At 64.2% G+C, this 14,086-nt stretch carries 12 protein-coding genes; 2 read left to right on the top strand and 10 right to left on the bottom strand.

Translation table 11 applies throughout. From position 1 onward, the window contains the following. Positions 1–264: 264 nt before the first annotated feature. The 8 genes from IE101_RS16560 to IE101_RS16595 form a co-directional block, all read right to left on the bottom strand. Positions 265–447, bottom strand: coding sequence for a hypothetical protein (locus IE101_RS16560; RefSeq protein WP_189634962.1), 183 nt, complete (start codon positions 445–447; stop codon positions 265–267). Positions 448–605: 158 nt separating this feature from the next. Next, positions 606–1,379 (bottom strand): transcriptional regulator NanR, encoded by a 774-nt coding sequence (gene nanR, locus IE101_RS16565; protein WP_189634963.1) that lies wholly within the window; start codon positions 1,377–1,379, stop codon positions 606–608. A gap of 21 nt (positions 1,380–1,400) precedes the next feature. Beyond that, positions 1,401–3,161, bottom strand: coding sequence for a D-apionate lactonase family protein (locus IE101_RS16570; protein WP_189634964.1), 1,761 nt, complete (start codon positions 3,159–3,161; stop codon positions 1,401–1,403). Continuing rightward, positions 3,161–4,177 (bottom strand): Gfo/Idh/MocA family protein, encoded by a 1,017-nt coding sequence (locus IE101_RS16575; RefSeq protein ID WP_189634965.1) that lies wholly within the window; start codon positions 4,175–4,177, stop codon positions 3,161–3,163. Before IE101_RS16575 ends, IE101_RS16570 begins: the two co-directional genes overlap by 1 nt. Before the next feature lie 4 nt (positions 4,178–4,181). Continuing rightward, positions 4,182–5,246: an ABC transporter permease gene (locus tag IE101_RS16580; protein ID WP_189634966.1), complete on the bottom strand. Its 1,065-nt coding sequence runs from the start codon at positions 5,244–5,246 to the stop codon at positions 4,182–4,184. Continuing rightward, positions 5,243–6,778, bottom strand: a complete 1,536-nt coding sequence (locus tag IE101_RS16585; RefSeq protein WP_189634967.1) for a sugar ABC transporter ATP-binding protein — start codon at positions 6,776–6,778, stop codon at positions 5,243–5,245. Before IE101_RS16585 ends, IE101_RS16580 begins: the two co-directional genes overlap by 4 nt. Beyond that, positions 6,778–7,434, bottom strand: coding sequence for a DUF2291 family protein (locus IE101_RS16590; protein WP_189634968.1), 657 nt, complete (start codon positions 7,432–7,434; stop codon positions 6,778–6,780). The genes IE101_RS16585 and IE101_RS16590 overlap by 1 nt, the downstream gene beginning before the upstream one ends. Positions 7,435–7,489: 55 nt before the next feature. Then, entirely contained in the window at positions 7,490–8,431 is a 942-nt protein-coding gene (locus tag IE101_RS16595; RefSeq protein ID WP_189634969.1) for a D-ribose ABC transporter substrate-binding protein, read from the bottom strand. Positions 8,432–8,563: 132 nt separating this feature from the next. Between IE101_RS16595 and oiaX the strand changes: the two genes are divergently transcribed. Then, positions 8,564–9,823 carry a 3-oxo-isoapionate-4-phosphate decarboxylase OiaX gene (gene oiaX / locus IE101_RS16600; protein WP_189634970.1) on the top strand — a complete coding sequence of 420 codons (1,260 nt, stop codon included), beginning with the start codon at positions 8,564–8,566 and terminating at the stop codon, positions 9,821–9,823. Positions 9,824–9,826: 3 nt separating this feature from the next. Here the strand turns inward: oiaX and IE101_RS16605 are convergent, their stop codons facing one another. Next, on the bottom strand, positions 9,827–10,816 hold the full coding sequence (locus IE101_RS16605) for a GlxA family transcriptional regulator (RefSeq protein WP_189634971.1): 990 nt from the start codon (positions 10,814–10,816) through the stop codon (positions 9,827–9,829). A 62-nt stretch (positions 10,817–10,878) separates the two neighbouring features. Beyond that, entirely contained in the window at positions 10,879–13,329 is a 2,451-nt protein-coding gene (locus IE101_RS16610; RefSeq protein ID WP_189634972.1) for a GcvT family protein, read from the bottom strand. 200 nt (positions 13,330–13,529) lie between these two features. Between IE101_RS16610 and IE101_RS16615 the strand changes: the two genes are divergently transcribed. Beyond that, a complete protein-coding gene (locus IE101_RS16615; protein ID WP_189634973.1) occupies positions 13,530–14,084 on the top strand; it encodes a helix-turn-helix domain-containing protein in 555 nt (184 codons plus the stop codon). Positions 14,085–14,086 lie beyond the last annotated feature (2 nt).

Raw genomic sequence — 14,086 nt, forward strand, 5'->3', positions numbered from 1 at the left:
GCTCTCGCGGCCACCGTCATGTTCTGGCTGTGAAAATCAATGAGTCTGGAGCCTAAGGCCTTGACCAGAAGGCTTCCCGCCGCAAAGACAAGCCCGAGTTTCAACAGCGATCGCATGAGTCATTCCTCCTGAACAGGCACGCCGCGCGGCGGCCCCCCTCGGGCAAGGGCGGCACGACTCCGCCCCGCGCCCCTGCAGATCCGGGAGGGACGCCCGGATCTGTTTCTGCTTCTTTTCCGGTCAGGACCGGATCAGGCGATCAGATCAGCGCGGCTGGTTCTGACGACCGCTGCCCTGTTCCTGCCGGTTGTCCTGACGTTGCTTGCCCTGATCTTGCTGGGCACGACCGCCACCTTGATCCTGCTGGCCTTGGCCGCGCTGGTCGGTCTGGTTCTGCTGCTGTTGCTGCTGCTGCGGGTTTTGGTCGGTGCGATTTTGGTTTGCCATGGCGGCTTCTCCTGTCTTGTAGCGGACCCGACGACCGGGCCAGCACAGGGATCAACCGACAGGCTCGGGGATTGTTCCGGGCCCAGGTGTCTTGAGGCCGATGGTCAAGCCACACTTCAGCCCAGACTGTTGTTCTGCCCCCACATATGGATCCGGGTCTAGCCGTGGTGCTGATAGCGCGGATTTGACCGGTCAAGATGCGCCCGCATTGCAACTGCCGCCCCCGCGCCATCCCGGTCCGCGATCAGCTTGACGATCTCTTGATGCTCATCCAACGTCAGAGCCTCGTTCCCGGACCAATGCAGCAGCACGTCATGGTACTGGAACAGCCATTTCAGCATGGCCTGACTGACCGCTGCGATGATCGGGTTGCCGGTGATGGCGGCAATGCGGGCATGAAAGGCCACATCGGCGGCCACAAATGCGGCCCGGTCGGCAAGTTGCGCGCGCTGCTGTTCGACCAGCGCGCGCAAATCGGCGATGTCGGTCTCGGTCGCCATTTCGGCCGCCTTGCGGACGACGCCGCATTCGAACATGCCGCGCGCTTCCTTGAGGTGATCGAGCTGTTCCGGCTCGGCCGACAGCAAAAGCCGCGCGACCTCGTCGACCCGGCCCAGCACGCTTCCGGCGCTGAGTTCATTGACCCGGCTGCGTTCGCCATGCGTGATGGTGATCAACCCCATGGTATGCATGGATTGCAGCGCCTCGCGCACGGCGGGGCGACCAACGCCGAACCGCTCCATCAGATCCCGCTCGGACGGCATGGGATCGCCCGGCTGCAGTTCCCCCCGCGCAATCAGTTCGCGCAGGCGATCAAAGACCTGATCCGAAAGCTTGCGCCGCACGATCTTTTCCGCGGCGGGTTTTTCAAGCGAGATCCGGCCCGGGGTGAGACTGTCGGAAGCGGCGATCTGGCTGTCTCGGCGGGTCATGGCATCTCCTTGCGGCGCTGCTCAAGGCATAGAGCTTTGCAGCGGGGGTTGCAAATCCCCTGCCATTGCCGCGGTCCAGCCAAAGGCACCCTCGGGGGTCAGGTCTGCCGTAAAGACCTGATCGCCGCACTGCAGCCGGGCGCGGCCAGCCGCGACCTCGGCCCGGCGCACGGGTTGCCCGGCGCAGGCGGCCAGTGCCCTGACCACGGCGGCCACCGGCCGGGGGCTGCCATCGTCGCGGAAAAGGCCACGCGGCCCGGTCAGCCCCGCAGGCGTCCAGACCTGCACCCCGGCGGGCGCGATGCCGGTGGCAAAGCCCAAGGTCCACGCGGCGGCAAAGGCGCCATCCTGCCGCGGGTCATCGTCTGCCATGCAGACCCGCCCCCGCCCCGGATTGGGGATGGTGCGGCTGCCATAAGGGTTTTGCCGCATGGCGATGGTCGAGGGGCCCAGTCGATAGGTACATTCCCCCAGGATCGCCCGGGCCGAGCGCAGGATATGCGGCAGGGTTTCCAGCGTCTCCATCACCGAAAGATCATCGGCCGCATGGACGATGGGGCAAAAGCCATGGGTCACGAAATCCAGCATCCCGACCGGCGGGCGCTTGCGGTTCAGTTCGGGAAAGAAGCTGGCCATGCCACCGCCAAGCGTGATGCCAGGAAAGGCCTGCCGCGCGGCGGCGTGGATCGCCTCAAGCGGTGGACAGGACGGCCAGGCCGAACCGGGCGGCGTTGATTGCCGATCCACGGCAGGGCAAACCATGACCGAGGCGGGCCGCAGCCCCGCGGCCGCCACATCCCGCGCATAGCCCGCAAATTCCGCCGCGAGGTCGCCCTCAACCGGGCAACGGGCGATCAGCTCCAGGTCAAAGGCCATTTCCGGCACCTGTGCCTGCAAGGCGGCAAAGGCCCGCAGCTCTGGCACGCCTTGCCCCGCTGCGGTGTCCAGATGGCAGAGCAACCGCTGCGGCGCGATCTGGCGCAGCAGCGCGGCGGCATCCGGGCGCGCGGCCTCGGCCCCGGTCAAAAGCAGGGCGGTTTCGGGAAAGCGCGCGTCGGGCACAGCGCAGGTGATCGGCTCGGCCTCCTGCCCTGCCATGGCGGGCGTCCAGCGGATCTGCACCGCCTGCCGCATCACCGCACCATCGGCAATCTGATAAGGCCAAGGCAGCGCAAGCGGGCGGACATAGGTCTTGAAGCTGGCATCCCCCCATTGGCGCTGGTCCTCCATCTCGAACACATCGCCTTCGAACCTGCATTCGACCTGCAGCCCGCCTGTCTGGTGGATCAGCGCTGTGATATCCTGAAAAGGCTGCCAAGGTTCGATCAGCGCGGGAAAGCAGGTGTCCTCGGCCGGGCTGCTGCCATGTTCAACGCGCAGGGGGGCACCGGCCACGCCGGAAATCGGGTGCAGCACGGTAAAGCCGGTGCGATTGGTTTCAAAATCACCCGTGGCGCGGGCCTCGGCCTGAAACCGCAGGGCGGTGTCCGAAAGCGTAATGACCACCGACACATCCAGATGCGCGCCGCCCGCTTGATACTGCGCGGCATAGGTGATGCGCGTCTCATCGTCCCCGGCTATCCGGAGATCGCGGATGGTGGGGGTCAGGGTGCCCCAGTCGCGGTCGCGCACCAGAAAGGCCACGGCGCGGATCATCTCGGCCCCATTGACGCGGAGATGCCGCAGGTTCCCCCCCTCCAGCGTGACCGAGACCGGACCCCGTGTCAGACGCTGCGCAGGGTCCGGCGGAACATCGGTGCCGTAAAGCGCACGCGCATCCATCACCAGCCCCGCACGTCAATGCGGGAACGATCCCGCGCCGAGGCATAGGCGGCCTCGACCAGCGCGAGGGTTTTCAGATTGTCCCGCCCCGAGGTTTCGGGTTCGCGCCCTTCGCGCAGGCAATCGACAAAGTGCTGCTGGATGATCTGCACGCTTTCCTGAATGTTGTGCCAGGGCCGTTCCGCCCAAGCAAGGAGCGGCGGGGCGACATCGCGGATGACCTCGCCCTCAAGCTGGATGACCAGCCGATACCCGGCATCGAGCCGGAGCGTCCCAAGATCGCCGTCAATTTCCAGCAGGGTTTCGGGGAAGGTTTCGGGCGTCCGGCGCGTGGCGTAGGAGCAATCCACGACACTGGTCGCACCGCCTTCATGTTCCAGCAGCATGGTCGCCACATCCTCCCCCCGGATCTTCGGGTTCACGCGGCGGGCTGTGGCGCTGATCGTGACCACATCCCCCAGAAGCGCGCGGGCGATATCCAGGATATGGATGCCCAGATCCTGAATGATGAACCGCTCATCCGTCGCCAGATAAGGCTGGCCCGCATAGACATCATAACCCGACCGGAAGGTCACACGCCCAAAGAAGGGCGTACCGATGGCCCCCCCGCGCACCGCCGCGATTGCGGCGCGGACGGCCGATTGCCAGCGAAAGTTTTCATGCACCATCAGAAGCTTGCCAGCCTCATCCACCGCGGCGACCATGGCATGAGCGTCGGCCATGGTTTCGGCGAAAGGCTTTTGGCAGATCACATGCAGCCCGGCGCCAGCGGCCATCTCTACCAGCGGCCGATGCGAGGCCACGGTGGTGGCGATATCGACGAAGTCGAGCCGTTCGGCTGCGATCATCGCCGCCGCGTCGGTATAGGCGCGCGCGCCAAACCGGGTGGCCGTGGCCTCGGCCTTTGCAGAGTCCCGGTCGCAGACGGCGGTGATGGTCACATCGTCAATCCCGGCCCAGCCGTGCATCTGGTTCTGTGCAAAGAACCCGCAGCCAATCAATGCCCCGTTCAGCATGGTGTCACTTTCCCAAAGCGGCCTGCGCCTGCAGCGCGACACGGGCCTGAAGTTTCTGCTGCGCCTGATCCACCACCACGGCGGCGACAATGACAAGCCCCTTGATGACCGTCTGCCAGAAGGCCGAGACGCCCATCATCACCAGACCATCCGACAGCACCCCGATCACGAAGGCCCCGACGATGGTCCCGCCGATCCGCCCGCGCCCGCCCGACATCGATGTGCCGCCCAAAACGGCCGCGGCAATGGCATTCAGCTCGAAAGTCTCGCCCGTGGCGGGATGCGAGGCAACCAGTTGCGAACTGACGATCAGCCCCACCAGCGCCGCGCAAAAGCCCGAGAACATATAGACGAAGAGCTTGATCCGGTTGACCTTGACGCCCGACAGCGCCGCGCCGCGTTCATTGCCGCCGACGGCATAGATATACCGTCCCAGCGGTGTGCGACGCGAGATATAGGCTGCCAGCGCCGCAACCGCGATCAGCATCCAGATCGAGATCGGCAGGCCCAGAAAGCTGCCCGCCCCGATCAGCCGGAAGGTATCAGAGCCATATTCGGGATTGCCACCCAGATTGGGAAAGGTCCGCCCGTCCGAGGCCAGCATCGCCGCCCCCCGGCAGATGTAAAGCGTGCCGAGCGTCGCAATGAAGGGCGCCACGTTCAGCCGGGTGATCAGGATCGCATTCACCACCCCCACCGCAATGCCGACCAGACAGACCAGCACACAGATCTCGAACGTATTAAACTGGATCGACCAGCCCAGCCCGAAGTCGATGCCGTAAAGCACCAGCCACCCCGCGACCATGCCGCAAAGACCGACGATCGAGCCGACCGAAAGGTCAATTCCGCCCGAGATGATCACAAAGGTCATGCCGATCGCCAGAAAGGCGTTCAGCGCCACATGTTTCGACATGATCACCATATTCGCCGCCGACAAGAAATTCGGCGCGGCGACGGCGAAAAAGGCAAAAACCAGGATCAGTGCAATGAAGGTCCGCGCCTTCAACAGCAAAAGCCCGAGGTTCGGGGAGGCCCCGGTCACGGGCGGGTGGGCGACGGCGTGGCTCATGCGACAAGCTCCTGTTCGGGGCGCGCCTGTCCGGGCGCTGAGGCAGCGACGACCGCCGTATCGGTCGCAACGCTGCGGTCGAATTCTCCGGTGATGCGGCCTTCGGACATCACGATGATGCGGTCCGACAGGGCCATGACCTCTTCAAGGTCCGAGGTGACGAAAAGGATGCCAAGCCCCTGTGCAGCCAGCTGGCGCATGGTGCGGAAGACCTCGGCCTTGGCGCCGATGTCGATCCCGCGTGAGGGTTCGTCCATCAGCAGCACCTTGGGGCCGGTCATCAGCGCCTTGCCGATCACCACCTTCTGCTGGTTCCCGCCCGAGAGGCTGGAAACCGGGTTTTCCATCGAGGCGATCTTGACCGTCAGCCGTTTCACGAAATCGGCCACACTGCGGCGTTCCGCGCCGAGGTCCATATGGAAAAACCGGGTGAAAAGGCCAAGGCTGGACAGCGTCATATTCTCGCGGATGGTGGCCAGCTGGATCAGCCCGTCATTCTTTCGATCTTCGGGGATCAGCGCGATGCCCCGCGCGATACGGCCTGCGATGCTGCGATCTGTCAGGGGGGCGCCGGCGATGAACATGCGCCCCGTGGCATGGGCGTGGCGGCCGATCACACATTCCAGAAATTCGGACCGCCCCGCACCCATCAGGCCGTAAATCCCCACGATCTCGCCCGCGCGGAGCGACAGCGAGACGTGATCCACCGCCAGACCGCCGCCTGCGCGGGGCAGACAGACATCTTCGGCCCGGAAAATTTCATCCCCATAGGGATGGTCCACCTCTTTCGCGAAGTCCTTGGAGGCCTCACCGATCATGTTCCGTACGATCCAGGGCACATCGACCCCCTCCATCGACCGGGCGCCGGTGATGGCGCCGTCGCGCAGCACGGTTATGTAGTCGCCGATGCGGATCAGCTCTTCCAGACGATGCGAGATATAGACGATGCCGACGCCGTCCCGCTTCAGTTCAGCAATGACGCGGAACAGGATGTCGACCTCGGCTGCCGACAGCGCAGAAGTGGGTTCATCAAGGATCAGGATGCGCGCATCCTGCGCGAGCGACTTCGCAATCTCGATGATCTGCTGCTGGCCCACGCGCAATTCGCCCACCAAAGTGTCGGGGTCGATGTCATGTTCCAGCCGCTGCATCAGACGCCGGGTTTCGGCCCGTTGCGCCGCCATGTCGATATCGACGCCGCCGCGGGTGATTTCGCGCCCGATGAAGATGTTTTCCGCAACGGTCATATTGGGAAAGAGGTTCAGTTCCTGAAATACGATGCCGATGCCGTGGCGGCGGGCGTCTTCGGTGCCGCGAAACTGCACCTCTTGCCCGTTCATCAAGATGCGCCCCTCGGTCAGCTGTTCGACGCCGGCGATCACCTTCATCATGGTGGATTTGCCAGCGCCATTTTCGCCCACCAGCACATTGACCGCCCCCATCCGCAGGTCAAAGTCCACGGATTTGAGCGCCCGGGTGCCAGGATAAACCTTCACGCCGCCGCGGATCTGCAGGCCGACCGGATGGTCCATCACGGCACCTCTTTCAACTGCGTCGGCACAAGGGACATGGCGTCTGCCGCCGTGCGGAGCGTGAACGCGCCTTCAAAGGCAAAGGTCTTGCCGGTCAGATCGCCCGCAGGCAGCGCCAGCGCCTTGTGCGCCGCGTCATTCAGCGCGCGGGCAAGCTTGGCGAATTCGATCTGATCGCGGAAATCAGTGAATACAATGAAATCGGCAGCATCGCGCAGCGCGGTGCCCTTGATGACCGGCCCAAGCTGAACCACCAGATCGGCCGCACCGTCGCCATCGGTATCCAGATCCAGTTTCGCCGCGCGGGCCGCCGTATCGGCCTTGATCACCCGGCCCTGCCCCTTGACCAGAAAGTTCCAGGGGCTGCCTTCGCTGGGCGGGCGGTGGCCATGGGCCGCGCCCGCGGCCTCCAGCCCACTGGCAAGGGCGCCGCGCAGGACAGCAATCTCGACCGCCTGTTCGGTGACAAAGGGCAGGAGGCGCGCGCGGTAAAGATCCGCCGCAAGCTTGCCCATGCGTTCAGCATCGCTGGCGGGGGTGGCGCTGGCCGCATTCGCGGTTTCGCTGCCGGGTTCGGGGTTTTTTACGATCTTGCAACCGGCAAGGCCGGTCAGGCCCAGCGTCAGCGCAAGGGCAGCAAGGGGCACGCGTGTCATGGGGCGGCTCCGTTCCGGGGAAAGGGGGCCCGGCTCCATGCCGGGCCCGACAGGATCATTCGGCCAGGGCGAAGGTTTCCAGCTTGGCTGCGTTGTCGCCGTTGATCAGCACGCAATCCATGAGCTGCTTTTCCTCGACCCCGGTCGCGCCGGTCTTGAGGAACTGGTCCGCCTGTTCGACCGCAAGCTGCGCCTGACGATAGGCCGGTTGCAGCACGGTGGCCTTGATGCCGCCCTTGAGGATGCTGTCGCGCACATCATTCGATCCGTCAAAGCCCACGACGATCACATCGGTGCGGCCTGCGGCCTCAAGCGCGGCCCAGGCCCCCATGGCCATGGTGTCATTGCCCGAGATCACGCCCTTGATATCGGGGTTGGCCTGAAGGATGGTTTCCATCTTCTCATAGGCCTCGGTCTGGGACCAGTTGGCGGATTGCTGGGCCACCATTTCCATCTCGGGATATTGGTCGATGATGTCGTGATACCCCGAAGAGCGAATCCCGGCATTGGTATCGGCCTCACGGCCCAGAAGTTCGGCATATTTGCCGTTTTCGCCCATCAGGCGCACGAATTCCTCGGCGCCAAGCTGCGCGCCCTGATAGTTGTTCGACACGATCTGGCTGACCGCGATGCCGGATTCCTTGATTTCCCGGTCGATCAGGAAAGACGGAATCCCGGCATCCTTGGCGCGTTGCACGGCGGCCACGGTCGCATCGGCCCCGGCATTGTCGAGGATGATCGCCTTGGCGCCGCGCGCAATCGCGGTGTCGAACAGTTCGGACTGCTTGTTCGGGTCATCATCATGCACAAGGACGAGCGTTTCATAGCCCAGTTCCTTGGCCCGCGCCTCAGCGCCGACGGCTTCGGCCTTGAAGAACGGGTTGTCATGGCTGGGGGTAAGGATGGCAATCAGACCTTCCGCCTGCGCAAAGCTGGGCATGGTGGCAGTCATGGCGATACCGATGGCTGAGAGCATCAGCCGGCGCGAAATTTTCATATGAACCTCCCTGGGTCAGTCTGGGCCGACAGGGCCACAGTCTCCATACTGACAGGGCGGAAGGTGAGGTGAAATGATATTGATGTCAACAGGTATGATGAGTATATCTATTCGAAAGACACGGAGGCAAAGATGACGCAAAGGGCGGAAATCCGGGTGACATACCGGATCGAAACGGCAGGTTCGCCCGAGGCGATGGCCGCCAAGATCGCGTCTGACCAATCGACGGGCACCTTCACCGACCTGCCCGGCGAGACAGAGGCCTTGAAGGCCCGTTATGCGGCCCGGGTGATTTCGGTCACGGCCCTGCCCCCGACCCCTGCCCCGGCTTTGCCGCAGCCCGGTGCGTTGGCGGGGACGGTCTATCACCGCGCCGATGCGGTGATCGGCTATCCGCTGGAGGCCGTGGGCACCGATCTTGCCGCGTTGATGACGATCACGGTAGGCGGCGTCTATGCCGCGCGGGGTCTTTCCGGCATCCGGGTGATGGACATTGACCTGCCGCCCGACTGGGCCTGTCATCCGGGGCCGCAGTTCGGGGTTGCCGGGTCGCGCCGCCTGATGGGCGTGGCCGCGGGGCCGATGATCGCCTCGATCATCAAGCCTTCGCTGGGGCTTTCGCCGGAAGAGACGGCCGAGGTGGTCAAGACGCTCTGCGTCGCGGGGGTCGATTTCATCAAGGATGATGAAAAGCTGATGAGTCCGGCCTATTCGCCGCTTGAAGCGCGTGTTGCAGCCATCATGCCGGTGATCCGCGACCATGAACAGCGCACGGGCAAGCGGGTGATGTATGCCTTCGGCATTTCCTCGGCCGATCCGGACCTGATGATGAGGAACCATGACTGCGTAGTGGCGGCCGGGGGCAATGCCGCGGTGATCAACATCAACTCCATCGGCTATGGCGGGATGAGCTTTCTGCGCCGCCGCTCGGCGCTCTGCCTGCATGCCCATCGAAACGGGTGGGACATTCTGACCCGTCACCCCGCCCTGGGGATGGAATTCCGCGCCTATCAGAAGATCTGGCGCCTGCTGGGCGTGGACCAGTTTCAGGTCAACGGCATAGCCGCCAAATACTGGGAACCCGACGAGAGCTTTGTCAAAAGCTTTGACGATTGCCTGACGCCGATCTTTTCCGCGGACGACCGCGCGCTGCCGGTGGTCTGTTCGGGGCAATGGGGCGGGCAGGCACCGGAAACCTACGCCCGTACCGGGCAGCGGCTGGACCTGATGTATCTGGGTGGGGGCGGCATCCATGGCCATCCCGGCGGGGCGGCGGCGGGGGTTGCGGCCATCCGTCAAGCCTGGGCCGCAGCCGAGGCGGGCATCCCGCTGGAGGACTATGCCAAGGATCACCCGGAACTGGCGCAAAGCCTGCAGAAATTCCGCAAGTAACGCTCAGGCCGCCGGGGCAACCCGGCGCTGCCCATAACGCGAAGGTGCCACGCCGAACCGCTTGCGGAAGGCCTTGGAGAAATTGGCCGTCACCTCATATCCGCAGCGCCCCGCAATCTCGCTGATATCCAGATCGGTCTGCGACAGCAGCAGCGCCGCCTGTTTCAGCCGCAACTGGGCGATATAACCCTGCGGGGTCTGGTCGAGATGCGCGCGGAACAGACGCTGGAGCTGGCGGACCGAGATCCGGCAGGTGGCGGCCAGACGCTGCACGCAGTCGTCCTCAAGATAATGATCGTCGAGCCATTGCACCGCCTGCAGCAAGACCGGGTTGCGCCCCGCCACACGGGCCGAGGCCGCCCCCGTCTGCGGCACGGCGCCGGGACGGAGGCCCGAAATCATGCAGGTTTGCATCACCTCGCTGCGGAAATTGCCGCCTGACTGGCCCTGCACCAGATGCAGCATCAGATCGGTGGCCGCCATGCCACCGGCGCAGGTCAGGATACGGTCATCGACGGCGTAGATGTCCTGCAGCGGGTCGAGATCGGGCCAGATCGCGTGAAAGGCCGCCAGCTGATCCCGATGCACGACGAATTGCCGGCCCTTCAGGATACCGGACCGGGCGAGCGTGAAGATCCCCCCCTGCAAGGCCCCCACCCGTTTGCCCATGCGCCACATGCGGCGCAGCAGATCGGGCAGCGGCGAAGGGCGCGCAGGATCTGGCCGGGCACCACCACAGACCAGAACCTGATCTGCCTGCCAGATCGTTTCATCCAGCGGGCGCACCTCGACCGACCAGCCATCGCTTGAGGCGGCGCTGCCTGCCTGCGCCGCGTGAAAGGACCAGGCAAAGCCCCCCTCCCCCGCCGCCAGATTGGCCGCACGCAGCGGCGCAATCGCAGCGGAAAGGGTCAGGGCATCGAACCCATCCGACAGAAGGAACACCGTGCGCGAAACCGCGCGCGCAAGCGGAAGGCGGGCATGGGCGTTCACCGGCACATTCCTTTGCAAAGGATGGTCGCTGCGGCCCCGACCGGGCCGCAGCCTGAGTGGGGTCACTGCTTGATGCGGTCCGACTTCGGATCATACATCGGGGCAATGCTGGCCACTGCGCCATAGGTTTTTCCCGCGACCTCAATCGCATAGCTGGAAGCCAGCATCGATTCCGCGCTTTCATCGGGCTGGCGGCAGGGCACATAGCCAAGGCCGATGGCACCGCCAAGGGCATGGCCGTAATTGCCGGACGAAAGCTGGCCGACGATCTTGCCATCCCGCAAGATCGGTTCGTTGTGGAAAAGCAGCGGCTCGGGGTCGGTCAGGCGGAACTGCATCATGCGGCGCGAAAGGCCGGTTTCGCGTTTGCGAAGCACGGCATCGCGGCCGAGGAATTCGCCTTTGCCGGTCTTGACCGCAAAGCCAAGCCCCGCCTCCAGCACATGATCCTCATCGGTGATGTCATGGCCAAAGTGGCGATAGGCTTTTTCGATACGGCAGCTGTCCATCGCATGCAGACCACAGAGCTTGAGGCCCAGCCCTTCGCCCGCCTCGACCAGCGTCTCCCAGACATGGGCGGCCTGATCGGCGCTGACGTAAAGCTCCCACCCGAGCTCGCCGACATAGGTCACGCGGTGGGCGCGGGCGAGACCCATGCCGATCTCGATTTCCTTCGCAGTGCCAAAGGGATGCGCTTCATTCGAGAAATCGTTGGGCGAGACCAGCCGCAGCAGATCCCGCGATTTCGGCCCCATTACCGGCAGAACCGCCTCGGCCGCGGTCATGTCGAGGATCGTGACCCGCTGATCGCCGACATGGCGGCGCAGCCAGGCCAGATCGCGCTGCAGCGTGGCCCCCGGAACCACCAGCAGGAACGAGGTTTCGCCAAGGCGCGTCACCGTCAGATCGCTTTCGATGCCGCCCCGGGCATTGAGCATCTGGGTATAGACCAGCCGGCCCACCGGCACGTCCATCTCATTCGCGCAAAGGTGCTGGAGGAAGGCCAGCGCATCAGCACCATCGACACGGATCTTCCCGAACGAGGACATGTCGAGCATCCCGACCCCGGTCCGCATCGCCATATGTTCGGCCTTCTGGTTTTCGAACCAGTTCTGCCGCTTCCAGGAATAACGGTATTCGCGGTCTTGCCCCGGATTGGCGAACCAATTGGCGCGCTCCCAGCCCGCGACCTCACCGAAGACGGCGCCGCGCGCCTTCAGGTGTTCATGCAGGGGCGTGCGGCGCACCCCGCGCGACGTTGCCATCTGCCGATAGGGGAAGTGATCGGCGTAAAGCAGGCCCAATGTTTCGCTGACCCGTTCCTTCAGATACCGGCGGTTTTTCTGGAAAGGCTGGGCGCGGCGAATATCGACCTCCCACAGATCGAAGGGCGCCTCGCCATCGTTCATCCATTGCGCCAGCGCCATGCCCGCCCCGCCGGAAGAGGCGATACCAATCGAGTTGTAGCCCGCCGCAACCCAATAGCCGCGCAGCTCGGGTGCCTCGCCCAGATAGTAGCGATCATCGGGGGTAAAGCTTTCCGGCCCATTGAAGAAGGTATGGATACCCGCCTCGGCCAGCATCGGCATGCGGTGGATCGCCGCCGAGAGGATCGGTTCGAAATGGTCGAAATCCTCAGGCAGCTGGTCAAAGCAGAAGTCTTCGGAAATGCCGTTCATGCCCCAGGGCTTGGCCTTGGGCTCAAAGGCGCCGAGCAGGATTTTCCCTGCGTCTTCCTTGTAATAGGCGCATTCGTCGGGCACGCGCAGCACAGGCATCTGCGTCAGGCCGGGGATGCCCTCGGTCACGATGTAGAAATGTTCGCAGGCATGCAGCGGCAAGGTGACGCCATTCTGCGCCGCCAGATCGCGCCCCCACATCCCGCCGCAATTCACCACCAGATCGGCGGCGATATGCCCCTGTTCGCCGCCCGAGGTCCAATCAACCCCGGTCACCCGGCCGTTCGCCTGCGTCACGCGGGTGACCTTGACCTGTTCGACAATCCGCGCGCCGCGGTTGCGCGCGCCCTTGGCCAGCGCCAGCGCGATATTCCCCGGATCGGCCTGCCCGTCGAGCGGCAGATGCACCCCGGCGGTGACGCCATCAATGTTCAGATGGGGATAAAGGTCTTTCACCTCGGCGGGGGAAAGTTCATTCACCTCAACGCCGAAGGCGCGGGCGAGGCTTGCCTGGCGCAGGATTTCTTCCTTGCGTTCGGCCGTCAGCGCCGCGGTGATCGACCCGCATTGCCGGAAGCCGGTGGCAAGGCCGGTCTCCGCTTCAAGCTTGGTGTAAAGATCGGCAGAGTATTTGGCGAGACGGGTCATGTTCTGACTGGCGCGCAGCTGGCCCACCAGCCCCGCCGCGTGCCATGTCGTACCCGAGGTCAGCTGCTTGCGCTCCAGCAGGACGATGTCCTGCCACCCCAGTTTTGCGAGATGATAGGCCACCGAGCAGCCGGAAATGCCGCCCCCGATGATCACGACGCGGGCCTGTGACGGAAGTTGTGCCATTGCGGATTCCTTGAATCAGGGGCGCGCCACGGCGGCGCAGTGCGATAGAGGTGCCGCAGCCAAAATGAAATTTCAACATGAAATTTCATTTTTCGCCGCAAAATTTCATATCCGTTCATTCTCGCGTGAATCGCCTTGGACTGACGCGCGCCACGGCATATCACCGCAGAAGGCAGACTAAACCTTGCGGACCGGCGTGGATGACCAGACAAATCGGCGATGACATCAGGGCCTTGCGGAAATCGCGCGCCATCACGCTGCGCGAACTGGCCAGCGCGATTGGCCGTTCGCTGGGTTGGCTGAGCCAGATCGAACGCGGGCAGACCACACCCTCGGTGCGGGATTTGGGGCTGATCGCGGATTATTTCGGCATCAACATCAGCTTTTTCTTCCGCTCGGCCAGCCGCAGCGAGGAAGAGCGCGGGCTGATCCTGCGCGCCGCCGACCGCACCCCCATCGGATCCAGCGAGACGGGCCTGACGGAAGAGCTGCTCTCGCCCACCCTGTCGGGGTCGTTCGAGATGATCAAGTCGATCTTCGCCCCCGGTGCCAGCAGCGGTGGGCTCGCCCCGGCGCGGGAAAAGGAAGATGGCGGCGTGCTAATCAGCGGCCGGTTGCAGATCACCATTGGCGCTTTGAACACCGAGCTTGCACCTGGTGACAGCTTTCAATTCGCCGGGAAACCCTATGGCTGGGCCAATCCCTATGACGAACCGGCGGTGGTGATCTGGGTCGTGTCACCGCCGATCTACTGACG

This window comes from Gemmobacter lanyuensis, from assembly GCF_014652355.1.
GTDB lineage: Bacteria > Pseudomonadota > Alphaproteobacteria > Rhodobacterales > Rhodobacteraceae > Gemmobacter > Gemmobacter lanyuensis.